20 protein-coding genes and 1 pseudogene are annotated in these 23,040 nt (G+C 64.2%); 14 read left to right on the top strand and 7 right to left on the bottom strand.

The genetic code is table 11. The annotated features are described in order from the left end of the window. The first annotated feature begins 5 nt into the window (after nucleotides 1-5). A complete protein-coding gene (locus ML401_RS23935; RefSeq protein ID WP_285807120.1) occupies nucleotides 6-935 on the top strand; it encodes an aspartyl/asparaginyl beta-hydroxylase domain-containing protein in 930 nt (309 codons plus the stop codon). Nucleotides 936-1,042: 107 nt separating this feature from the next. Here ML401_RS23935 and ML401_RS23930 read toward each other — a convergent pair whose 3' ends face one another. After that, nucleotides 1,043-1,585 (bottom strand): Spy/CpxP family protein refolding chaperone, encoded by a 543-nt coding sequence (locus ML401_RS23930; RefSeq protein ID WP_285807119.1) that lies wholly within the window; start codon nucleotides 1,583-1,585, stop codon nucleotides 1,043-1,045. A gap of 163 nt (nucleotides 1,586-1,748) precedes the next feature. Here ML401_RS23930 and ML401_RS23925 point away from each other — a divergent pair, with 163 nt between their 5' ends. Further along, on the top strand, nucleotides 1,749-2,207 hold the full coding sequence (locus ML401_RS23925; RefSeq protein WP_285812729.1) for a nuclear transport factor 2 family protein: 459 nt from the start codon (nucleotides 1,749-1,751) through the stop codon (nucleotides 2,205-2,207). A gap of 116 nt (nucleotides 2,208-2,323) precedes the next feature. Here the strand turns inward: ML401_RS23925 and ML401_RS23920 are convergent, their stop codons facing one another. The 3 genes from ML401_RS23920 to galE form a co-directional block, all read right to left on the bottom strand. Beyond that, nucleotides 2,324-3,025: a fumarylacetoacetate hydrolase family protein gene (locus ML401_RS23920; protein WP_028137558.1), complete on the bottom strand. Its 702-nt coding sequence runs from the start codon at nucleotides 3,023-3,025 to the stop codon at nucleotides 2,324-2,326. Nucleotides 3,026-3,061: 36 nt separating this feature from the next. After that, nucleotides 3,062-4,864: an ABC transporter ATP-binding protein gene (locus ML401_RS23915; RefSeq protein WP_285807118.1), complete on the bottom strand. Its 1,803-nt coding sequence runs from the start codon at nucleotides 4,862-4,864 to the stop codon at nucleotides 3,062-3,064. Nucleotides 4,865-4,982: 118 nt separating this feature from the next. Beyond that, nucleotides 4,983-5,996: a UDP-glucose 4-epimerase GalE gene (gene galE / locus ML401_RS23910; protein WP_259214385.1), complete on the bottom strand. Its 1,014-nt coding sequence runs from the start codon at nucleotides 5,994-5,996 to the stop codon at nucleotides 4,983-4,985. Nucleotides 5,997-6,122: 126 nt separating this feature from the next. Between galE and ML401_RS23905 the strand changes: the two genes are divergently transcribed. The 3 genes and pseudogenes from ML401_RS23905 (at nucleotide 6,123) to ML401_RS23895 (ending at nucleotide 8,018) form a co-directional block, all read left to right on the top strand. Next, complete coding sequence (locus ML401_RS23905) at nucleotides 6,123-7,160, top strand: glycosyltransferase family 4 protein (protein WP_285807117.1); 1,038 nt, start codon at nucleotides 6,123-6,125, stop codon at nucleotides 7,158-7,160. A 179-nt stretch (nucleotides 7,161-7,339) separates the two neighbouring features. Further along, nucleotides 7,340-7,635, top strand: a pseudogene (locus ML401_RS23900) (type II toxin-antitoxin system HigB family toxin). Next, nucleotides 7,635-8,018 (top strand): XRE family transcriptional regulator, encoded by a 384-nt coding sequence (locus ML401_RS23895; RefSeq protein ID WP_310473294.1) that lies wholly within the window; start codon nucleotides 7,635-7,637, stop codon nucleotides 8,016-8,018. The pseudogene ML401_RS23900 and the gene ML401_RS23895 overlap by 1 nt, the downstream one beginning before the upstream one ends. A gap of 45 nt (nucleotides 8,019-8,063) precedes the next feature. On the opposite strand, the gene waaF is transcribed toward ML401_RS23895, so the two are convergent. Then, complete coding sequence (gene waaF / locus ML401_RS23890) at nucleotides 8,064-9,134, bottom strand: lipopolysaccharide heptosyltransferase II (protein WP_285807116.1); 1,071 nt, start codon at nucleotides 9,132-9,134, stop codon at nucleotides 8,064-8,066. 156 nt (nucleotides 9,135-9,290) lie between these two features. Between waaF and rfaD the strand changes: the two genes are divergently transcribed. From rfaD to ML401_RS23860, 6 genes are read left to right on the top strand one after another with little or no spacing between them, the layout of a single operon-like run. After that, the gene (gene rfaD / locus ML401_RS23885) at nucleotides 9,291-10,271 is read left to right on the top strand and encodes an ADP-glyceromanno-heptose 6-epimerase (protein WP_285807115.1); all 981 of its coding nucleotides are present in this window, start codon (nucleotides 9,291-9,293) and stop codon (nucleotides 10,269-10,271) included. Nucleotides 10,272-10,282: 11 nt separating this feature from the next. After that, nucleotides 10,283-11,767, top strand: coding sequence for a D-glycero-beta-D-manno-heptose-7-phosphate kinase (rfaE1, locus tag ML401_RS23880; RefSeq protein WP_285807114.1), 1,485 nt, complete (start codon nucleotides 10,283-10,285; stop codon nucleotides 11,765-11,767). Continuing rightward, nucleotides 11,764-13,074 carry an O-antigen ligase gene (locus ML401_RS23875; protein ID WP_285807113.1) on the top strand — a complete coding sequence of 437 codons (1,311 nt, stop codon included), beginning with the start codon at nucleotides 11,764-11,766 and terminating at the stop codon, nucleotides 13,072-13,074. The genes rfaE1 and ML401_RS23875 overlap by 4 nt, the downstream gene beginning before the upstream one ends. 59 nt (nucleotides 13,075-13,133) lie before the next feature. Continuing rightward, a complete protein-coding gene (locus ML401_RS23870; protein WP_194403322.1) occupies nucleotides 13,134-15,047 on the top strand; it encodes a nucleoside-diphosphate sugar epimerase/dehydratase in 1,914 nt (637 codons plus the stop codon). A gap of 2 nt (nucleotides 15,048-15,049) precedes the next feature. Continuing rightward, the gene (locus ML401_RS23865) at nucleotides 15,050-16,270 is read left to right on the top strand and encodes a glycosyltransferase family 4 protein (RefSeq protein WP_285807112.1); all 1,221 of its coding nucleotides are present in this window, start codon (nucleotides 15,050-15,052) and stop codon (nucleotides 16,268-16,270) included. Beyond that, nucleotides 16,267-17,205: an NAD-dependent epimerase/dehydratase family protein gene (locus tag ML401_RS23860; RefSeq protein WP_285807111.1), complete on the top strand. Its 939-nt coding sequence runs from the start codon at nucleotides 16,267-16,269 to the stop codon at nucleotides 17,203-17,205. Before ML401_RS23865 ends, ML401_RS23860 begins: the two co-directional genes overlap by 4 nt. Here ML401_RS23860 and ML401_RS23855 read toward each other — a convergent pair. Both ML401_RS23855 and ML401_RS23850 read right to left on the bottom strand, forming a co-directional pair. Next, nucleotides 17,202-18,200, bottom strand: coding sequence for a glycosyltransferase family 4 protein (locus ML401_RS23855; protein WP_285807110.1), 999 nt, complete (start codon nucleotides 18,198-18,200; stop codon nucleotides 17,202-17,204). The two genes, ML401_RS23860 and ML401_RS23855, sit on opposite strands and share 4 nt — an antisense overlap. Before the next feature lie 23 nt (nucleotides 18,201-18,223). Then, nucleotides 18,224-19,183, bottom strand: coding sequence for a lysylphosphatidylglycerol synthase transmembrane domain-containing protein (locus ML401_RS23850; protein ID WP_194403319.1), 960 nt, complete (start codon nucleotides 19,181-19,183; stop codon nucleotides 18,224-18,226). Between the two features lie 226 nt (nucleotides 19,184-19,409). On the opposite strand from ML401_RS23850, the gene ML401_RS23845 reads away from it, so the two are divergent. The 3 genes from ML401_RS23845 (at nucleotide 19,410) to ML401_RS23835 (ending at nucleotide 23,005) form a co-directional block, all read left to right on the top strand. Further along, on the top strand, nucleotides 19,410-20,399 hold the full coding sequence (locus ML401_RS23845) for an NAD-dependent epimerase (RefSeq protein ID WP_285807109.1): 990 nt from the start codon (nucleotides 19,410-19,412) through the stop codon (nucleotides 20,397-20,399). A 7-nt stretch (nucleotides 20,400-20,406) separates the two neighbouring features. After that, nucleotides 20,407-21,819 carry a mannose-1-phosphate guanylyltransferase/mannose-6-phosphate isomerase gene (locus tag ML401_RS23840; RefSeq protein ID WP_285807108.1) on the top strand — a complete coding sequence of 471 codons (1,413 nt, stop codon included), beginning with the start codon at nucleotides 20,407-20,409 and terminating at the stop codon, nucleotides 21,817-21,819. A gap of 181 nt (nucleotides 21,820-22,000) precedes the next feature. Further along, entirely contained in the window at nucleotides 22,001-23,005 is a 1,005-nt protein-coding gene (locus tag ML401_RS23835) for a Gfo/Idh/MocA family protein (RefSeq protein WP_194403316.1), read from the top strand. Nucleotides 23,006-23,040 lie beyond the last annotated feature (35 nt).

Raw genomic sequence — 23,040 nt, 5'->3', positions numbered from 1 at the left:
GGGAAATGTTGAAACAGCTTTTTGCGCCGCAACTCGTCATTCTTTATGTGCTGGCGGCCTCGACGATTTACGTCCACTTCCGCGGCAAGCAGCGGCTGCGCTTTGCGCGCCAGCTCGGCGATCACTCGACCTATCTGGCACCCTACAATGTGCTGATGTATGCGGGCTCGGCGGTGCCGAACAAGCCGGTGATCTCGGTGGAGCAGTTTCCGGAGCTGAAGCCGCTGAGCGAGAATTGGGAGACCATCCGCGACGAGGCCGTGCGCCTGTTTGACGAGGGTTTCATTCGCGCCGCCGCCAAGAATAACGACTGGGGCTTCTACTCCTTCTTCAAGAGCGGCTGGAAGCGGTTTTACCTGAAATGGTACGATGACTTCCTGCCCTCGGCGAACACGCTGTGCCCGAAGACGGTGGAGCTGCTCAAGTCGATCCCGAGCGTGCATGGCGCGATGTTCGCGATGCTGCCGCCGGGCGGCAAGCTCGGCGCGCACCGCGATCCCTTCGCCGGCTCGCTGCGCTATCACCTTGGCCTGGTCACGCCGAACTCGAACAAGTGCCGCATCCTGGTCGATGGCGTCGAATGCGTCTGGCGCGACGGCGAGGCCTTCATGTTCGACGAGACCTTCATCCACAGCGCCGAGAATGCGACCGACGTCAATCGCATCATCCTATTCTGCGACGTCGAGCGCCCGATGAAGTTCGGCTTCATGACCGCGATCAACCGCTGGGTCAGCCATCACATCGTCAAGGCGTCGGCGACCCAGAACGTCGAGGGTGAGAATGTCGGCGTGCTCAACAAGGTGTTCGGCAAGCTCTACGAGATCCATCTTGCTAGCCGCAAGGTCAAGGAGTGGAACCGCAACGTCTACTGCACGCTGAAATACTCGCTGACGGCGCTGATCCTCGGCCTCATCGTATATTCGGCACTGAATTGAAGCGCTGCAGGAGGGCGGATCAGCATAGCTTGGTTCGCCCTTGCATCGTGCCGATATGGAGTTCTTTGCCTATCCTGCCGTGATCGCCTGATCTCGATCGGCATTGTCTAATGATGGTGCTTGTGCCCTGCGTGGCTGTCGGGACGCTGGTAGCCCCGTAACTCTGCATATCGCTGCATCTGGCTCTGATCGAGCAAGGCAGCGGTCGACAAATGATATTTGAGGTGGCTCTCGCGGAGCTGCCCTTGCGTCTCGGCAATGGCTCCGATGCTCGTCTTGAGCGTTTCCGATGTGACCGCACGGGAGGCGAAAAGGTCTTCCAACGCTCTTTCTTGTTCGACGAGCTTGTTACCCAGCGGAACGGTTTCCTGTTTCATGGCATCGAACAACCGCCGGACCTCGGCGCGTTGATCGGCGGTCAAGGCGAGGCGATCGCCGAGCTCGAGCACGTGGCTGGGACCGGGATATCCATTAAGCTCCGCGGCAAGAGCCAGGCCCATGCCACGTCCGGCGCGAAGATCGTCGATCTGCTGCTGCGACAGCGTCTTGATGGAGCGCCCTTCCAGACCGGCATAGGGTTGGCTGGACTGTGCGCTGGCTGCGCTGCCGGTGAGGAGGAGAGCGGCAGCAAGCAGAAGGAGGCGGTTCATGACTCTGGCTCCATCAAATCGAGCCAGCCGATGTCGAAGCATCAGAGCCGGCTGCGAGTTACCCCTATCGCGATCGAGTGATCCCGGAGCTAAATCTTGCTGGATGGCCCGGCTCATGGCAACAAAGATTGCCGTGATTGAGTTGTCGAATGTGGAGCAGGTGATGGCCTCCTTGCCGACCGCGAATACCGAGATCGTGCAATTCTTCCGCGGCTGGCTTGAGACCTTCGCCGGCTATGTCCGCGAGGTCGACTACGCCTCGGCGCGGCCGCTTTTTCATCCGGACGTACTGGCCTTCGGCACGCACAACGATGTCATCCCCGGCCTCGATCAATGGGTCTCGACGCAATGGGACAATGTCTGGCCGAAGACGGCCGACTTCCGTTTCGTGCTCGACCAGACCTCGATCCTGGCATCGCCCGACGGCACGATGGCCACGGTGATCGCGCCGTGGACAAGCACGGGCTATCATCCCGATGGCAACCCATTTCCGCGCCCGGGCCGGGCGACGATGGTGTTTTCAAGAGAGGGCGATAATTGGCTGTGCGTGCATTCGCATATGTCGCTCAACCGCGGTGTGCCGCAGGCGAGCTATGCCAACCGGCCGGTGAAGGCCTGGTAGCGTGTAGGGCGGATTAGCGCAGCGTAATCCGCCGTACGGTCGAGCAACAATCGACGTTGCCGATGGCCGCGAAGGTGGCGGATTACGCTATCGCTAATCCGCCCTACGCTCGGAAATTACTCGGGCTGGCCGATGCTGACCTTCAGCGTGCCGACGCCGTCGACGCCGCATTCGAGCTTGTCGCCGGGCTGGAGCTGGGACACGCCGGCCGGCGTGCCAGTCATGATGATGTCGCCGGCGGCAAGCTTCACCTGCTGCGAGAGCTGCCAGATGATCTCGGGCACGTTCCAGATCAGCTCGGTGAGGTCGCCCTTCTGGGCTTCCTTGCCGTTGACCGTGAGCCAGATCTTGCCCTTAGCGGGATGGCCGATCTTGGAGGCCGGCTGGATCGCGGAGCACGGGGCGGAGCCGTCGAACGACTTGCCGATCTCCCAGGGACGCTCTTTCTTGCGCGAGGCGATCTGGAGGTCGCGGCGGGTGAGGTCGATGCCGACCGCGTAGCCGTAGACGTGATCGAGCGCCTTGTCGGCTGGGATGTTGAGGCCGCCGCTCTTCATCGCGACGATCAGCTCGACCTCGTGATGCAGATCCTTGGTCAGCGGCGGATAGGGAATCGTGGCGCCGTCGGGCACCAGCATGTCGGCATGCTTGGCGAAGAAGAACGGCGGGGCGCGCTCGTCATTGCCCATCTCGCGGATGTGCTCGAGATAGTTGCGGCCGACGCACCAGATGCGGCGCACGGGATAACGGCCGCTTTCCCCGACGACGGGAAGCGAAGCCTGGGGCGGAAGCGGGATGACGTAGGAGGCGGCGTTCATGAAGCGGGTCTCGCTGCTCTTGAGGTGGAACGAACTCTATGCGGTTGCGCTGATCGGCGCCAGGGCGCCGGAATCGTGGTGTTGCAGGCGGAAGAACGAGGCATAGCGGCCGCCGCGGCGGAGCAGCTCTTCGTGCCGGCCCTGCTCGACGATCTCGCCGCCCTCGACCACCAGGATCCTGTCTGCGTGCATGATGGTGTGCAGGCGGTGCGCGATCACGATGGTGGTGCGGTTCTGGCAGAGATGCTCGATCGCCTCCTGCACCTGCCGCTCAGACTCCGAATCGAGCGCGGCGGTGGCTTCGTCCAGGAGGATGATCGGCGCGTTCTTGATCAGTGCACGCGCAACCGCAATGCGCTGGCGCTGGCCGCCGGACAGTTGCGTGCCGTGCTCGCCGACCGGCGTGTCGTAGCCGAGCGGGAAGCCCATGATGAAATCATGCGCGCAGGCCGCCTTCGCCGCCTCGATGATCTCGTCCTCGCTCGCGCCCGGCTTGCCGAAGGCGATGTTGTTGCGGATGGTGTCGCGGAACAGATAGACGTCCTGGCCGACATAAGCGGTCTGCGACCGCAGCGACTTGCGCGAGACCGCGCCGATCGATTGGCCGTCGATCACGATGTCGCCCTGCGTCACCTCGTGGAAGCGCAAGAGCAATGCCAGCACGGTCGACTTGCCGCCGCCGGACGGCCCGACCAGCGCCGTGACCTTGCCGGGCTCGGCCACGAAGCTCATGCGGTTGAGCACGGTCTCGCCGCTGCGGTAGGCGAAGCTGACGTCGCGCAGCTCGATCCGCGCCTCGGTGAGCTTCAGCGGCGGCTTGTCGTCGTCGGAATGCTCGCTCGCCGGGCTATCGACGATCTCGAGCAGCATGCGCGCGCCGACGAGCTGGCTGTTCAAATCGATGTTGAGCCGCGCCAGCCGCTTGGCCGGCTCGGTCGCCATCAGGAAGGCGGTCATGAAGGAGAAGAACGCGCCGGGCGTGGCGTTGAGCGCGACCACGCTGTAGCCGCCATACATCAGGCAGCCGGCGACCGCGAAGCCGCCGAGCATCTCCATCAGCGGATTGGAGCGGTTGGCGACGCGCGCCATCTTGTTGGCATTGCGCTCGACGATCGCGATGTTCTCGTCGATGCGCTTCTGCATGGTCTCTTCCAGCGTGAACGCCTTCACGGTGCGGATGCCCTGCAGCGACTCCTGCATCGTCTCCATGATGTCGGCGGTGCCGGTGAACTGGTTGAAGGCGAGGCCCTTGATGCGCTTGACGAGCTTGCGCAGCACCAGCATCGCCGGCGGCACCACGACGAGGCCGATGAACGACATCACGGGGTCCTGCCACACCATCACGCCGATCATGGCGAGCAGCATCAACAGGTCGCGCCCGATGGCGTTGACCAGCATGTTGAGCACGTCGGTGATCGACTTGGCGCCGGCGGTCAGCCGCGCCAGGAATTCGGAGGAATGGCGCTCGGAGAAGAAGCCGACGCTCTCGCGCATCAGTTTTGCGAACAGCTGGCGCTGGTTGGTGGCGAGGATGGCGTTCGAGATCTTGGTCAGGATCACCATGTGGCCGTAGGTCGCCACGCCCTTGATGAAGAGCAGCAGCACCGTGATCCCGGAGAACATCGCGATGCCCGGGATGTTCTTGTCGACATAGGCCTGGTTGATGACCTGGCCGAGCACGTAGGTCGCGCCCGCAGTCGCGCCCGCGGCCGCCGCCATCAGCGCGAAGGCAACGAGGTAGCGCCGCCAGTAGACGATCCCCTGTTCCGTGACCAGGCGGCGCACGAGGGCCATCGCCGCATAGGGATCGTCGGTGATTTTCTTTGGAAACTGGGCCATCCGGTGTCCATTGACGGCGCAGGACAAAGCCTGCCCGCGCGTCAGGGATCGATGGGCCTCTGTGCCCGCTCAAGCGGGGTTTTTCAAGCCCAATTAAGGGCTTGCGCTGGGGATGATTCTAGGCCGAGGCGGCGTGGCGAAGCTCGCCATGGCGCTCGTGGAACAGCTTGTCCTCCCACGCCAGAGCATGGGCGGCAATGGTCTCGAGGTCCTCGTATTGCGGCTTCCAGTCCAGCAGGCCACGGATGCGGCTGGTGTCGGCGACCATGGTCATGATGTCGCCGGGGCGGCGCGGCGCGTACTGCACGGCGAAGCTGCGGCCCGACACCCGGCGCACGGCGTCGATGGTCTCCAGCACCGAATAGCCGCGGCCATAGCCGCAATTCAGCGTCGTCGAGGCGCCGCCATTGCGCAAATACGCAAGGGCCGAGCGATGCGCCTGCGAGAGGTCCGTGACGTGGATGAAGTCGCGGATGCAGCTGCCGTCGGGCGTCGGATAGTCGGTGCCGAATACGTCGATCTTGGCGCGCTGGCCGGTCGCGGCTTCCACCGCGATCTTGAGCAGATGCGTCGCGCCGACGGTGGCCAGCCCGATGCGGGCGTGCGGATCGGCGCCGGCGACGTTGAAATAGCGCAAGGTCACGTACTGCATGCCGTAGGCGGCGGCGACGTCGTGCAGCATGATCTCGGTCATCAGCTTCGACGAGCCGTAAGGCGACAGCGGCCGCGTCGGCGCGTGCTCGGGCACCGGGACCTGGTCCGGATTGCCATAGACGGCGGCGGTCGAGGAGAAGATGAAGCGATTGATGCCGCGCTTGACCGCGACGTTGAGCAGGTTGCGCGCGGTCATGAAGTTGTTGCGGTAATAGCCGAGCGGGTCGCGCATCGAATCCGGCACGACGACGGAGCCGGCGAAATGGATGATGCTTTCGATGTTGTGCTGGGCGATCACGCCTTCGAGCAGGTTCTCGTCGCCTGCATCGCCAATGAACAGCGGCACGCCCTCAGGTAGGTACGCGGAAAATCCGGTCGAGAGATCGTCGATCACGACGACGTCTTCGCCGGCTTCCGCCAGCGCGAGGACCGTGTGACTTCCGATGTAGCCGGCGCCGCCGGTGACTAGCACAGTCATGATCTCACCCGTCTTCGATCAACGCTGCAAGCTAACGTCTGCGTGGTGAAGAGGGGGTATCGGGGCGGCCGAACTGGTCACTATGCTTAATGTTGCGTATAGGGGGCCTGTCAAACGGAGCGTGACGTGGCCAATTCCCCCGGCGATCTCGAAGTGATCGTGCCAAATCTGCACAGGCGCTATTCCGGGGTCACCGCGACCAACCGGATGGTGGCGCCGCGGCTGGCGAAATTGTATCGCGCCGCCTGGTTCGGCTCCGACGCGCCGGCGGGCATCGCGCGCCTCGGCGTTGCCGATTTTCTCAAGCTATGGCGCCGCAAGCAACCATTGATCTGGCACGCACGGCGCAACAACGAGATGATTGCCGGCGTTGCATTGCGCGCGCTCGGCTGGCCGCTGAAGCTCGTGTTCACCTCGGCGGCGCAGCGGCACCATAGCTGGATCACGCGCTGGCTGATCCGGCGCATGGACGCGATCATCGCGACGTCGGATCTCTCGGCCTCGTTCCTGAAGGTGAAGGCGACGGTGATCCCGCACGGCGTCGACACCGACGTCTACGCGCCGCCGGTCGATCGCGCGGCGGCCTTCGCGGAAGCCGCGCTGCCGGGCCGCTACGCCATCGGCTGCTTCGGCCGCGTGCGTGCGCAGAAGGGCACCGATCTGTTCGTCGATGCGATGTGCCGCCTGTTGCCGCGCCATCCGGATTTCACCGCCGTCATCGTCGGTCAGGTCACGGCGGAGCAGATGCCCTTTGCCAACAATCTGAAAAAGCGGATCGAGGCCGCCGGCCTGCAATCGCGCATCGTCATCACCGGCGAGCTGCCGATCGAAGATGTACAGCGCTGGTATCAGCGGCTGACGATCTACGCCTTCACCTCGCGCAACGAAGGTTTTGGCCTGACACTGATCGAGGCGATGGCGGCCGGCAGCGCGCTCGTCGCCGCGCGCGCCGGCGCGGCCGAACTCGTGGTCGAGGATGGTGTCACCGGCGTGCTGATCCCGACAGGCGATGCCGATGCATTGGCGGCGGCATTGGAGCCGCTGATGCGCGACGTCGCTGCGGCCACAATGATGGGCGAGCGGGGGCGGGCGCGGGTGCTCGCAAAGTTCAGTCTCGATGCGGAAGCGGCTCGGATCGGGGAGGTCTATCGGCCGCTGCTCTGACCTGCCGCCCTCACCCGCAAACAAAAACTGTGAAAACAACCCCATGCACAGTAGGCGGCCGTAAGGAAATCAATGGATTGGCGACAGCGCTGAACTGCGGATTTATGCCGCTGGTGCCAGAGGTTTGTTCCCGCTTTGGGAATTTTGCGTTGATCCCGAATTGGGAACATGCTATGGCTATGAACGTAATAGCTAGAAGGGCGCTCAAGGTCTTTTGGGAGCGATACCCCCAAGCGGAAACTCCCTTGGGCACCTGGTACGAAATCGTTTCGAGGGTGACTGGAGCGGCCCCGCAGACCTGAAGAGAGCGTTTGGAAACAACATCGACTTTGTTGGCGACAACAGAGCCGTCTTCGACATTGGCGGCAACAAGTATCGCCTTGTGGTTCACTTCTCCTACAAGTTCAAAACAGCTCTCATCAAGTTTGTCGGCACGCATGCAGAGTACGACGGAATAGACGCGGAGACCGTGTGATGATGGACGTAAGGCCGCTTCGCAACGAACAGGATTACGATTGGGCTATCGGTGAAGTATCCCGCTATTTCGAGGCCGAGCCCGCTCCCGGCACGCCTGACGGTGATCGCTTCGAAGTTTTGTCCTCACTCATCAAGGCGTACGAGGATAATCACTTCGCGACCACCCGGGGCGATCCCATCGACGTTCTCCATTTCGCAATTGAATCCATGGGGCGCTCGCAGACAGAATTGGCGGCTCTGATCGGACGCAATCGGGCGTCCGAAGTCTTGAATCGCATCCGTCCACTGACGCTGGATATGATCCGGACCATCAGCAAGGAATGGAGCATTCCCATTGGCGCTTTGACGGCTCAATATGAGCTGTCGCGTGCGCATGCTTGATCGTGCTGGCGTAGCGGCGATGCGGATCGCGTTCGCCAGCGGCGCTCAGTTCTCCGCCTTCGCCCCAGCCTCGCTCAGCACCCGCTGCGCAATCGCTACCACCTCGCTCGCTGCGATATTCCGCATGCATCTGTGGTCGTTCATCTTGCAGATCGTGCTCTGGCAGGGCTGGCAGGACAGCGCTTCCTTGTCCTGCACCACGGTCGCGGCGAGGCCGTTGAGGGGGGCCCAGAGATAGGGGCTGGTCGGGCCGAAGATGCCCATGGTCGGCGTGCCGAGCGCGGCCGCGATGTGCATCAGGCCGGAATCGTTGGAGATGGCGGCGCCGGCGGCCGCCATGGCCAGCACGCCGTTGCGCAGGTCGTTGCCGGTGAGGTTCCGCACGCCCGCGCCGCCGGCCGCGACGATCTCCTGGGCGAGGGCCTTTTCCCCGGGGCCGCCGACCACCCAGACCTCCAGCCCGCGCTCAACCAGGAGCCGGGCGGCTTCCGGATAGTAGGTCCAGCGTTTTGAGGCCCCTACCGAGCCAGGGGCGAGCGCCACCGCGGCTGCGGCGCTGAGACCGTTGGCCTGCCGCCAGCGGACGATCTCCTCGGGGGAGACCCGCAATTGAGGCACCGGCCATTCCGGGGGCAGGGGGGCCCCGTCGGGCTGGGCCAGGGCGGCGTTCTTGTCGATGAAACGGGGCAGTTTCTTTTCGCCCCAGCGCCAGCGGTTGAGCAGGCCAAACCGGAACTCGCCGACGAAGCCGACCCGTTCAGGAATACCGGCCAGGGCAGGCGCGATGGCAGCCTTCCAGGTGCGCGGCAGCACCAGGGCGGTACCGTAGTTCCGCTCGCGCAGGAGCTTGGCCAAAGCCAGCTGCCGGCCCACGGCGAGGCGGCCGCGCGGCAGGTCCCAGACGATCCCCTCGCGCACGCCGGGCATGTAATCGACCAAGGGGGCGCACAGCGACGTGGTGAGGAGATCGACCGGCCGGTTCGGCCAGCGCTGCTTCAGGACCCGTACGACTGTGTGATTCCGGACGAAATCGCCGATCCACATATAGGGAATGATCAGAATCGGGCGGGTGTCGCTCCGGTCCGCATCTCCACTAAATTGTGAATTTTGATTCATTCGTTAAATGAGGCCGCAATGATTTTGGCGGTTCGGTAGCCGCTCCCGGCCGGCAGGTAAAGCGGGCAAACCGCTCAATCCCAAAAGCGCTTACACTTTGGCGGCTCATGCGCTACGGCAGGACTGGGCCGCAAAGAATCGGGCAGGGATTTCGGAATGTTGCTGGTGACCGGCGGGGCCGGTTTTATCGGGTCGAATGTCGTGGCCGCGCTCAATGATTCGGGCCGTAGCGACGTCGTGGTTTGCGATCTGCTGGGCGGCGATGGCAAGTGGCGGAACCTCGCCAAGCGCCAGCTTGTGGATATCGTCCCGCCGGCCGAGCTGATGGACTGGCTGAAGGGTCGCAAGCTCGATGCCGTGATCCATCTCGGGGCGATTTCCGCGACCACCGCGACCGACGGCGACCTCGTGTTCGAGACCAATTTCCGCTTGTCGATGCGCCTCCTCGACTGGTGCGCAGCGAACGCGGTGCCGTTCATCTACGCCTCCTCGGCGGCGACCTATGGCGAGGGCGAGACGGGTTTTGACGACGACGCCTCGATCCCCGCATTGAAGAAGCTTCGGCCGATGAATCTCTACGGCTGGAGCAAGCACATGTTCGATCTTGCGGTTGCCGCGCGCGGTGCGAACAGCGATCCGCTGCCGCCGCAATGTGTCGGCCTGAAATTCTTCAACGTGTTCGGCCCCAACGAATACCACAAGGGCTCGATGATGAGCGTGCTGGCGCGCCGCTTCGACGACGTCAAGGCCGGCCGCGTCGTGCAATTGTTCAAGTCGCATCGCGAGGGCATCGCCGACGGCGATCAGCGCCGCGATTTCATCTATGTCGATGACGTCGTGCGCGTCGTCATGTGGCTGCTCGCGACGCCGTCGGTGTCCGGCCTCTTCAACGTCGGAACCGGCAAGGCGCGCAGCTTCAGGGACCTGATGCTGGCTGCCTATGCGGCGCTCGGCACCAAGCCCAACATCGAATATATCGACATGCCCGAGCAGATCCGCGGGGCCTATCAGTATTTTACCCAGAGCGAGGTCGATCGGCTCCACCGCGCCGGCTATAACGGCGGCTTCACGACGCTCGAGGACGCGGTGAAGGCCTATGTCGGGGATTACCTCGACCGGCCGGACCGCTTCCGCTGACGCCCAACGCCATGCCGACGCCCATTCTCGATTTCGACGCCCTCGCGCAAGCCATCTCAGGCCGCACGGTGCTGTGCATCGGCGATATCATGCTGGACGAGTTCGTCTATGGCGAGGTCTCGCGGATTTCGCCGGAAGCACCGACGCCTGTCATCACGGCTCAGCGCAGCGAGATCCATATCGGCGGCGCCGGCAACGTCGCGCGCAACGTCGCTTCTCTCGGCGCGCACTGCATTTTCGTCGGCCTCGTCGGCGAGGACGATGCCGGTGCACGGCTCAAGACGGCGCTGGACGAGCTCGCTGCAATCGAAAGCGTGCTGGTGTGCGATCCCTCGCGCCCGACCACGCGAAAAGTCCGCTTCGTCTCCGAGCATTTTTCCACGCACATGTTGCGTGCGGATTGGGAACAGGCGGCGCCTGTATCCGATGAGATCGAGACGAAGCTGATCGAGGCGATCCTGCCGGGAATCGCGCGCGCCGACCTCGTGCTGCTGTCGGACTACGCCAAGGGCGTGCTGACGGCGCGCGTCATTCGCCACACCATCGACGCCGCGCGAAAGCTTGGCAAGCCCGTGATCGTCGATCCCAAGAGCCTGAACTGGGCGATCTATCGCGGCGCCACGATGCTCACGCCCAACCGCAAGGAATTTTCGGAGGCGACCCGCAGTCGCGCCGATACCCCGCAGAGCATCGTCGATGCCAGCGAGGACGTGATGCGGCTAGCCGATTGCGAGGCGATCCTGGTCACCCAGGGCGAGCACGGCATGACGCTGGTGCCGCGGAGCGGCGAGGCCGTTCACGTCCCGGCATTCCCGGTGAAGGTGCGCGACGTCTCCGGTGCCGGTGACACCGTCGCCGCCGCGCTCGCGGTGTCGCTTGCGGCCGGCGCGGACTGGGACACGGCGTTGCGCATCGCCAACGCCGCGGCCGCGGTCGCCGTCGGCAAGCAGGGCACTGCCAGCGTGAGTGCGGCCGAGCTGCGCCGAAAGATCCTGCCGCATGCCAGCCTCGCGGCCGAGGAAAAGATCGTGCTCGAGCTTGATACGCTCGACGCCCAGCTCGCCGAATGGAAGAGGCAGGGCCGGCGCGTCGGCTTCACCAATGGCTGTTTCGACATCCTGCATCCCGGCCACGTCAAGGTGCTGACCGCGGCGCGCGCCGCCTGCGATCGCCTGATCGTGGGCCTCAACAGCGACGCCTCGGTGCGGCGGCTCAAGGGCGCCGAGCGGCCGGTCCAGGACGAGCGCGCGCGTGCCGAGGTGCTCGCGGCGTTGGAGGCCGTCGATCTCATCGTCGTCTTCGAAGAGGACACCCCGATCGACCTGATCAAGCGCATCAAGCCCGGCGTGCTGGTGAAGGGCGGCGACTACACCCGCGAACAGGTGGTCGGCCACGAGGTCGTCGAGGAAGCGGGCGGGGTGGTCGTGCTGGTCGACATCCTCCAGGGCTTCAGCACGACGGCGCTGGTCCACCGCGCCCGGGGAGGGGGCAAGTGACGGTGCTCGCACGCGAGACGACCGGCGAAATGCTGCTTCGCCGTCTGCGCAGCCCGGCCGCCTGGCGCGAGACCGTCGATATATTCGCGGTCCTGACCGCGGCCTCGCTGCCCTGGTCGACCTCGCTTGCGGGGATATTCAACGCGCTGATGCTGGTCTGCATGGTGCCGTTCCTCGACGTCCGCGCGTTCCTGCAATCCTTGAAGCGTCCGATCTGCGCGGCCCCGATCGCGCTGGTGTTGCTCGCGCTGGTAGGGACACTCTGGTCGGACGCGACCTGGGGCGCACGCTTCTATGCCATCAATCCGACCATCAAGCTGCTCGTGCTGCCGGTCCTGCTCTATCATTTCGAGCGGTCGCCGCGCGCCCACTGGATCTTCATCGCCTTCCTGGTGTCCTGCGCCTTGTTGTCGGTGATGTCCTGGCTGGTCGCCTTCTACCCGGACCTCGCGCTCAAGACCGATCCGCCCGAACGCGGCATCTTCGTCAAGAACTACATCGACCAGAGCCAGGAATTCGCGCTTTGCGCCGTCGCGCTGGCCTATCCGGTCGTGATGCTGTTGCGTGAAAGGCGCTACCTGCTCGCGGGGCTATTGACCGCGTTGGCGCTGAGCTTCTTCGTCAACATGGTCTTCGTGGTCGTGTCGCGCACCGCGCTCGTCACCGTTCCGATCATGTTCGGCGTGTTCGCGCTGCTCCACCTCAAATGGCGCAGCATCGTCGTCATCTCCGCGGTCGTGCTCGCCGGCGCCGCCATCGCCTGGCAGACCTCGCCGCAATTGCGCAGGACTGCTGACACCTTTGCCAGCGACTATACGCGCTATGTCGAGAAGGGCGAGGCCACCTCGGCGGGCCTGCGGCTCGAATTCTGGCGGAAATCGCTCGGCTTCTTTGCGGAGGCGCCGATCGCCGGGCACGGCACGGGCTCGACGCGCGGCCTGTTCGAAAGGGCCGCTGCGCCGGGCGGCCAGAACAAAGCCTCGGCCGAGGTGATCGGCAATCCGCACAACCAGACGCTCAACGTTGCCGTGCAATGGGGCGTGATCGGCGTCGCCGTTCTCTATGCGATCTGGATCCTGCACCTGATGTTATTTCGCGGCGACGGACTTGCCAACTGGATCGGGCTCCTGGTCGTGGTGCAGAACGTCTTCACCTCGCTGTTCAACTCCCATCTGTTCGACTTCCACGAGGGCTGGATGTACGTCATCGGCGTCGGCGTTGCCGGCGGCATGGTGATCCGGGCCGAATGGGGCGAGGCGAAGATGGGGGAAGCGGTTCCTGACCGGCCGCGCGGCTGGCAAGTCTGATCCAGATAGGCTATCAGCGCAAGCAGGTTGCATCTAACTGGGTTTTCATCGGTCGGCGGATGACGCGTCTTTCGCATCTCACTTTGCGCAATTTCCTGATCGCGCTCCACGATTTGCTGGCGACCACGGCAGCGCTCTTCGCCGCCTTTTACGTGCGATTCGAAGGGGGCGACGGCTTCTTCGACCGTTTGCCGCTGCTGTTCCAGATCCTGCCCTATTTTCTGGCCTTCAGCGTGGTCGTGTTCTTCGTCTTGAACCTGACCACGACGAAATGGCGCTTCATCTCGCTGCCCGACGCGCTGAATATCATTCGCGCTGCGACCGTGCTGACGGTTGCCCTGCTCGTCCTCGACTACATCTTTGTTGCCCCCAACGTTCGCGGCGCCTTCTTCCTCGGCAAGGTGACGATCGTCCTCTACTGGTTCCTGGAGATCTCCTTCCTCAGCGCGCTGCGCATGGCCTATCGCTATTTCCGCTATACGCGGGTGCGGCGTCATGCGCGGACCGATGAGGCCGCGCCGACGCTGCTGATCGGCCGCGCCGCGGATGCGGAGGTGCTGCTGCGCGGCATCGAGAGCGGGGCGATCAAGCGCATCTGGCCGGTCGGCGTCTTGTCGCCGTCGCTTTCGGACCGGGGCCAGTTCATCCGCAATCTGCCGGTGCTGGGCGGCATCGACGATATCGAGGACGTCATTGCGGACTTCGCCAAGCGCAACAAGCCGATCGCGCGCCTCGTGATGACGCCGTCGGCGTTCGAGCCGGAGGCGCATCCGGAATCGATCCTGATGCGGGCGCGCAAGCTGGGTGTGATCGTCAACCGGATGCCTTCGCTCGAGAGCGGCGACACGCCGCGGCTCACGGCTGTCGCGGTCGAGGATCTCCTGCTGCGGCCGAGCGAGACGATCGACTATGCCCGCCTGGAGGCCCTGATCAACGGCAAGGCGGTGATCGTCACCGGCGGCGGCGGCTCGATCGGTTCGGAGATCTGCGAGCGCGTCGTCGCCTTCGGCGCCGCGCGGCTCCTGATCGTCGAAAACTCGGAGCCGGCGCTCTATGCGATCACGGAAGCGCTCGCCGCCCGGGGTGCGGTTGCCGAGATCGAGGGGCGGATCGCCGACATTCGGGATCGCGATCGCATCATGCGCCTGATGGCGGAGTTCAAGCCCGATATCGTGTTCCATGCCGCCGCGCTCAAGCATGTGCCGATCCTCGAGCGCGACTGGAGCGAGGGCGTCAAGACCAACATCTTCGGCTCGATCAATGTCGCCGATGCCGCGCACAGTGCCGGCGCCGAAGCCATGGTGATGATCTCGACCGACAAGGCGATCGAGCCGGTGTCGATGCTCGGCCTGACCAAGCGTTTCGCCGAGATGTACTGCCAGGCGCTCGATCACGACATCGCAGCGGCCAGCGGCGGTGCCAGGCCACCGATGCGATTGATCTCGGTCCGGTTCGGCAACGTGCTGGCGTCGAACGGCTCGGTGGTGCCGAAGTTCAAGGCCCAGATCGAGGCCGGCGGCCCCGTGACGGTGACGCATCCCGACATGGTCCGCTACTTCATGACCATCCGCGAGGCCTGCGATCTCGTCATCACCGCGGCCACGCACGCGCTCGGCACGCAGCGTCCCGACGTTGCGGTCTATGTGCTCAACATGGGTCAGCCGGTGAAGATCGTCGATCTCGCCGAGCGCATGATCCGTCTCTCGGGCCTGCAGCCCGGCTATGACATCGAGATCGTGTTCACGGGCATGCGGCCGGGTGAACGGCTGCACGAGATCCTGTTCGCCTCCGAGGAGCCGACCCGCGAGATCGGCGTTGCCGGCATCATGGCCGCGCAGCCGAACGAACCACCGATGCAGACGCTGCGCAAATGGATCACCGCGCTGGAGCAGGCCGTCGCGCGCGAGGACCGTGCCACCATCAGGACCATCCTGAAAGATGCGGTGCCGGAATTCGGGTCGACCGCGGCCTGACCATGCAGCCTTCCGGCAAGATCGTCGTCGCGAGCCAGCATTATCCGCCGGATACCAGCACGACGGCGGCGATCATGGCCGAGATCGCCTGCCGTCTCGCCGCCGAGCACGAGGTCCTCGTGCTCTCGGGCTGGCCGGGCGCGTTGCCGGCCTCGCAGACCGGTCCCGGCATGCCGCGCGTCGTCGCCATCAAGAACCGCTTGGCCGGCAAGGCGGCACTAGTGCGGCGCGCGATGTCCGAGCTCATGTTCGCGGCGCGCACGTTCTTCGCATTGACGCGGCAGCTGAGGCGAGGGGACGTCGTGCTCACGGTCACCGCGCCGTTCATGCTGCCCTACGCGGTGGCGGCAGCGGCCAGGCTCAAGGGCGCGCGCTCGGCGCTGATCATGCATGACCTCTTTCCCGACGTGCTGGTGATGGCGGGCCTGCTGAAGCCCGGCTCGTTCGTGACGCGGATGATGCGGGCCGCCAACGGCCTGATGTTCCGCGCGCTCAATGCGGTCATCACCATCGGTCGCGATGCGGAGCGGCCGCTCCTCAGCTATTCCGGAATGACGCGGAACAAGATCCGCTTCATCCCGAACTGGGCGACGCTGGTGCCCGGTGCCCGTCCGATCACACCGGAAAATCCGTTCCGCAAGACGCTGTCGGCGGGCTTCGTTGTCGGCCTGTCGGGCAATCTCGGCTTCACTCATGATCCCGAGATTGTGTTCGAGGCGGCGCGCCTCTTGAAGGATCAGCCGGAGATCCATTTTCTGCTCTCGGGCTGGGGCATCGGCTTCGACCGGCTGAAGCAGTTGCAGGCCGAGGCGAAGCTCGCCAATGTCACCTTCGTGGCGCGGGTCGAGGATGCCGAGCTCGAGGCGTTCCTGGCGGCGGCCAATCTCTGGATCATTCCGTACCGGAAGGACGTTGCGGGGGTGTCGGTGCCGAGCCGGTTCTACAATCTGCTGGCGGTTGGCCGTCCCGTGGCGCTGGTCTCCGAGCCGGAGGCCGAGGCCGCGCTGACGGTGGTGGAGAACGGACTCGGCTGGGTGGTGAAGCCCGGCCGCGCCGATCTTTTGGCGGACGCGATCCGTGTGGCGTCCCGTTCCGACGCCGACGCCATGGCGGGACGCGCGGTGAAGGCGGCCGCACAGTTCGACCGGACCGTCGCGATGAACGCCTATGCCGGCGTGATCGGCGAATTGTTGCGCAACCCTGTTCTGGCGGAGCAAGGATGAGCGAGCGGAAACCAGTGGTGCTTGTGACGGGGGCGAACGGTTTCGTCGGCCGTCATGTCGTGCCCGCGCTCACGCGCGCGGGATGGTCGGTTCGCCGCGCGGTGCGCAGCCCCGAGGGGACCGGCGACGAGGTCGTGATCGAAACGATCGGCCCGGAGACCGATTGGACGGGCGCGCTCGAGGGTGTCGATGCCGTCGTGCATCTTGCCGCGCGCGTGCATCACAAGCACGAGGAGCACGCTGAAGGACTCTATCGCAGCGTCAACACGGCCGGCACCCTGCATTTGGCGCGTTGCGCGGCGGCGGCCGGCGTGCGCCAGTTTATCTTCGTGAGCACAGCTCTCGTTCATGGTCGCTGCAACGCGGGCCGGCCGCCGTTCAGCGAGGATGACATGCTGAAGCCAAGTGGTCTCTACGGTATGTCTAAGGCAGAGGCTGAATCTGGTCTTCGGAGGCTGTCGAGCGGCAGCGAAATGAAGATCACGGTGGTCAGGCCGCCGCTGATCTATGGTGAGGGAGCTAAAGGCAATTTCGCTCTGCTAACGCGCGCAGTAAAGATTGGATTGCCGTTGCCGCTCGCCGGGATCCGTAATCGGCGGGCCTTTCTCGCGGTGCAGAACCTCGCCTCCTTCATCGTTTGGAGATTGGCTGATCCCCGCTCGACCAGCAATTTCGAGGTTTTCCTATTGGCGGACCAGGAGCAGGTCTCGACGCCCGAACTGATCCAGCGCTTGGCCGGAGCGTCCGGCAAGCGCCCCCGGTTGTTCTATATGCAGCCGCAGCTGTTGAATTTCTTGCTCAATATCTTCGGTCGATTGGATGCACATGATAGTCTAATCGGCTCATTCGAGCTCGACGTATCCAAGGCGCTCGGTATTGGTTGGCAGCCACAAGTGTCTCTTGACGAGGGCCTTCGGCTGGCGCTCGCATGTTAGAACTTGCGAGGCCGAGAGAAGCGCCAGATGACGACGCCGATCGCGATCGCTCCAGCCAGCAATGCCAGTGCCGTAGTCGCCAACAGCGTACTGCGGACCGTCACTATAGCGAGCAGCGCGAGCAGGAGGTTGAGCGCAAACACCTCGCCGATCACCCGTGGCACTGTAAAGCCGTTGTCGGTGGCGCGCTGATAAAAATGTGTGCGGTGCGCTGTCCAGAACTGTTCGCGACGTGCAATGCGTCGAAATAGCGTGACGGTAGCGTCAACGAGGTAGTAGGCAGGCAGCAGCAGTGCTGCGGCTGGCTGGCGATGCCAGGCGAGTTCCAGCAAACACCAGCCGAGCAGCAGACCAATTGGTAGGCTTCCGACGTCTCCAAGAAATACTTTGGCGACCGGCCGATTGAAGGGCGCGAAGCCGAGGGTCGCCCCGCACAGCGCTGCGGCGACTAGCGCAGCTGGCCAAGACAGCTCGCCAAGCCATCCAAGCATCATAAGGGACGCGGTAACAGGCACTACCTCCGCGACCGTAATCAGGTCGAGCCCGTCCATGAAGTTGATGAGATTTACGAACCACACGCCGGCAAGCAGGATTAGGCTGCGCTCCAGCGAAAATGGCAGCGACGGCACGATCCGAGCGGTTTCGGGGGCGGATAATACGACAGCTCCGACGGCTGCCGCCTGTAGTGTAAGCCGGAGCAGCACCGGCAATGATTTGATATCGTCAGCAAGGCCAACTAGTGCAATCAGCACTGTAGAGCCGATCAACACTGCCGGAATGGCGGTATTCATCCAGGCGGCCAATGACGACGCCACCACCAGGGTTGCAGCGATAACCGCAATACCAGCGCCCTGCGGTGTCGGAATCCGATGCGAGGAGCGATGGTTAGGACGGGCCAGCGAATATCGCTGCAGCAGCGGCATACTTCGCCAAGTGATGAAGGCAGAAAGCAACGCAGCCGCAGCGAGCGCAAGCAGCACAAGGCCGATCGTCATCACGGGATCGCAAGCATGCGTCGTCACTCCGGCACCCCGATCGGAGTGGCCCCCTGCGCGGCCTTTTCCGCGCTGAGGATCCAGACCAGGCCGCCGAACGCGCCGACGATGAAGAACACGGCGCCGTACAGCAGCGAGACGTTGACGCCCTCATTGGCGGCGAGTCCCGCGAAGCCGAATGCCAGGCCCATCGTGGCCTCGCGCACGCCCCAGCCGGCGATCGAGATCGGCATCATCGTGATCAGCATCACCGGCGGCACGAGCATGAAGACATCGCTGAAGCGAACCGGGGCCGCGATCGACTGCACCACGCACCAGGCGATGACGACGGCGAGGACGTGAACGAGGATCGACAGGATCGCGATGATCGGCCCGCGGCTGCGGCTGAAGATCACGCGGTTGGCGATCACCGCGCAGGCGTGAAGATGGTGCGTGGCCCACCAGGTCTTCAGCCAGCGCCATTTCAGCGCACCGAAGATCAGGAAGCCGACGCCGCCGGCGAGCGCCAGCAGATCGACGAGCAGCAGCGCCGAGCGTCCGTGCGGATCGGTGATGAGGGTGTAGCTCCAGGGCAGGCTCGCGACGATGAGAACCGCGAGCGCGATCAGGCCGATCGCGCGGTCGACGAAGATCGAGTAGGTGGCTGCACGCCAGCCGGCCCCGGCGCGTGCCACGAGCCACAGCCGGACCGCGTCGCCGCCGATCGCCGACGGCAGGGTCTGGTTGAAGAACGAGCCGATCACGTTGTAGCGCATGGCGCGGCCGAGCTCGAGCGGCGCGCCGCAGACGGCACTGATCTCGCGCCAGCGCAGCACGCCGACGAAGATCTGAAGGAATGTGACCGCGATCGCCACGCCGATCCAGAACAGGCTGCTCACGGTGAAGCGCGAAAACAGTTCGGACAGATCGACCTTGCGCAGCGCCAGATAGAGCAGCGCCGCGGAAATCAGGATTTTGGCCGCAGAAAGCAGGATTCGGCGCATCTCGCCCGCATGTACAGGGTTTGCGAAGATTTGAGGCAACCCGACGCGAGGCGCCGAATTCGGCCGCTTTGGTATGGTTTTGGCGCCGATCTTGCAATAGCCATCGTTAAGGATGCTGACCCTCGTTAAGGACGCTGAGAGGAGTCCTCATGACGCGCGGCGGGCCTATTGCGAGCCGATCGAGGTGGCGGCTAAACAGGGCCGGCTTGGATCCCCAGGGAACAGGATGACAGATCAGGCGATTTTGGTTACCGGCGCGGCTGGTTTCATCGGTTTTCACGTCGCCCGGCAGCTCCTGGGCGAAGGCCGCACCGTCGTCGGGCTCGACAATCTCAACCCCTATTACGATCCGGCACTGAAGCGGGCCCGCCTGGCGCTGTTGCAGAACGACTCCAGTTTCTCCTTCGTCGAGGCCGATCTTGCCGACCGCGAGACGATCGCGAGGCTGTTTGCGCAGCATCGTTTCACGGAGGTGGTGCATCTCGCGGCGCAGGCCGGCGTGCGCTACTCGATCGAGCAGCCGCACGCCTACGCCGATTCCAACCTCGTCGGCTTTCTCAACGTGCTCGAGGGCTGCCGCAATAACGGCTGTCGCCATCTCGTCTACGCCTCGTCATCCTCCGTTTACGGCGCCAACACAAAAATGCCATTTGCGGTTGCGGACCGTACCGATCATCCCGTCAGCTTCTACGCCGCGACCAAGAAGGCGAACGAGGTGATGGCGCAGTCCTATAGCCATCTCTATCGCCTGCCGGTCACGGGCTTGCGCTTCTTTACCATCTACGGGCCATGGGGACGGCCCGACATGGCCATGTTTCTGTTCGTGAACGCCATCATGGCCGGCAAGCCGATCCGGCTCTTCAACCATGGGCAGATGCGCCGCGACTTCACCTATATTGATGATGTGACGCGTGTCGTATCCAAGCTGATCGATCTTGTGCCCTCGGACGATCCTTCTGCCGCAAATGCGCCGTTTAAGCTCTACAATGTCGGCAATCACCATCCGGAGGAACTGATGCACGTCGTCGGTCTTCTGGAGCGGGAGCTGGGCCGGACGGCGATCAAAGAATTGCTGCCGATGCAGCCGGGAGATGTGCTGGAAACGTTCGCGGATGTCGAGGACTTGATGCGCGACACCGGCTTTGCACCGTCAACGCCGATCGAGCATGGGGTCCATAATTTTGTCACCTGGTATCGGGACTACTTCAAGGTTTGAGATGACGATGGACAAACGCATAATCCCCCTGATCATGTGCGGCGGTGCCGGCACGCGGCTGTGGCCGGCGTCGCGCGAGGTGCGGCCCAAGCAGTTCCTTCCCCTGTTCGGCACGCGCTCGACCTTCCAGGACACGCTGCTGCGCGTCTCCGATCCCTCCCTGTTCGACCGGCTGATCGTCATCACCAACGCGTCCTATCGCTTCATGGTGCTGGAGCAGCTCGCCGAGATCGGCGTCGAGGCCGACGTGATCCTCGAGCCGATGCGGCGGGATTCAGGGCCGGCGATCGCAGCCGGCGCGGTGTTCGCGCAGAACCGCGCCAGTGAGGCCATCGTGCTCGCGCTCGCCGCCGATCACGTGGTGCAGGACAATGCCGCTTTCGTTGCCGCCTGCCGCGAGGGGCTTACCGCCGCGAGCACCGGACGCATCGTCACCTTCGGCGTCAAGCCGGAGCGGCCGGCGACCGAATATGGCTACATCAATCCTGGCGAGGTGATCTCCGGCGAGGTGCATGCGGTCGCGCGCTTCGTCGAGAAGCCGGACGCGGTGAAGGCCTCCGACTACGTCAATTCGGGCTATCTCTGGAATAGCGGCAACTTCATGTTCCCGGCGAGTGTGCTGCTCGACGAATATCGCAAGGTCGATGCGGCAAGCGTCGAGGCGGTCAGCAACGCGGTCAACAATGCCGGCCGCGATCTCGGCTTCGTCACGCTGGAGCCCGAGGCGTTCGGCGCGGCGAAGGCGATCTCGATCGACTATGCCGTGATGGAGAAGACTTCGCGCGCCGCTGTGGTGCCGGTGTCGTGCGGCTGGTCGGACGTCGGCTCCTGGCATGCGGTGTGGGAATTGTCCGCGAAGGACGCGCAGGGCAATGCGGCGCACGGTGCCGCGGTGTTCGAGGATTCCCGCAACTGCAACGTCACGACCGACCAGGCGCTGGTCGCGCTCGAAGGCGTCGATGATCTCGTCGTGGTCGCAACCGCGGATGCGGTTCTGGTCTCGCGCCAGAAGGATGCCAACGGCCTGAAGCGTCTCGTCACCAAGCTGAAGGCGGTCGCGCCGAAGGTCACCGAGGAGCATCTCAAGGTGCATCGTCCCTGGGGCAGCTACCAGTCCGTCGACAATGGCGAGCGCCACCAGGTCAAGCGCATCGTGGTGAAGCCGGGCGGGCGGCTGTCGCTGCAGAAGCACCATCATCGGGCCGAGCACTGGATCGTGGTCCGCGGCACCGCGCAGGTGACGGTCGACGACACCGTGAAGATGGTGCACGAGAACGAGTCGATCTACATCCCGATGGGCGCCGTCCACCGCATGGAGAACCCCGGTAAAATCATGCTGGAACTGATCGAGGTCCAGACCGGCTCCTATCTCGGGGAAGACGACATCATCCGGATTGAAGACGACTACCAAAGGTCGTAACCAGCAAACTCCGAATCACGAGACCCGGGCCAAACAGGCGACATTTTTCGGCCTAAGGCCCGGGGAACGTGTAACTTTTTGAATCAAATCGTGTCCGGGCCGCGAGGGCGGCATTCGCCACAAATGTGGCGTCCGTGCTAGAAGCGCGCCGGGGATTTGCGTTGAATCGGGGTTTGCTCAGATGAGTTCCAAAGGATCTGCACCGGCCAAGGCCGGCTTGCGCGTCGGCGTCATTGGCGCGGGCGTGATGGGCAGCAACCATGCGCGCGTGCTCAGCGGACTGCCCGGCGTCAGCCTCGTCGGCGTCGTCGATCCTTCGCCGGCGCATCGCAGCCGCGCGACGGAACTTGCCAATTGCCCGAGCTTCGAGACGCTCGACGAATTGTTCGCGGCCGGCGTCGACGCCGTCACCATCGCTGCGCCGACCCATCTGCATCACGAGGTCGCGCTCGCCTGCATCGCCAAGAACATCCATGTCCTGGTCGAGAAGCCGATCGCCTCCACCGTCCAAGAGGGCCGCGAGATCGTCACCGCCGCGCAGAAGGCCGGCGTGACGCTGATGGTCGGTCATGTCGAGCGCTTCAATCCGGCCGTGGCCGCCGTCAAGCAGGCGATCGCGGGCGAGGACATTCTCTCCATCGCCATCACCCGCGTCGGTCCGTTCCCGCCGCGCATGTCCAATGTCGGCGTCGTCATCGACCTTGCCGTGCACGACATCGATCTGATCCGCTGGTTCACCGAATCCGATATCGTCGAGGTGCAGCCGCAATTGTCGAGCGCGGTTGCCGAGCGCGAGGACATCGCGCTCTTGCAGTTCCGCACCGAGAGCGGCGTGCTCGCCCACATCAACACCAACTGGCTGACGCCGTTCAAGGCGCGCAGCGTCACGGTCGCGACCCGCGGCAAATACGTGATGGGCGATCTCCTGACGCGCCAGGTCACCGAATGCTTCGGCTTCAAGCCTGACGGCAGCTATTCGATGCGGCATCTGCCGGTCGGCCATGACGAGCCCCTGCGCGCCGAGCTGATCGCGTTCCTCAAGGCGGTGCGTAACGGCGAGACGCCGGCGGTCACCGGGGACGAGGGTGTCGCCAGCCTCGAGATCGCGACCCAGTGCCTGGAGACGCCGTCGCGGCCCGCGGCCAAATCGTCCGCCCTCAAGGGGCCGCGCCGCGTCGCCGGCTGATCCCTTACCATGTCGACTGCTCAACACCAGCAAGG

Source organism: Bradyrhizobium sp. 62B, assembly GCF_030272265.2.
In the GTDB taxonomy this organism is placed as follows: domain Bacteria; phylum Pseudomonadota; class Alphaproteobacteria; order Rhizobiales; family Xanthobacteraceae; genus Bradyrhizobium.
The sequence above is the reverse complement of the archived record's forward strand: the minus strand, read 5'-3'. Positions and strand labels throughout refer to the sequence as shown.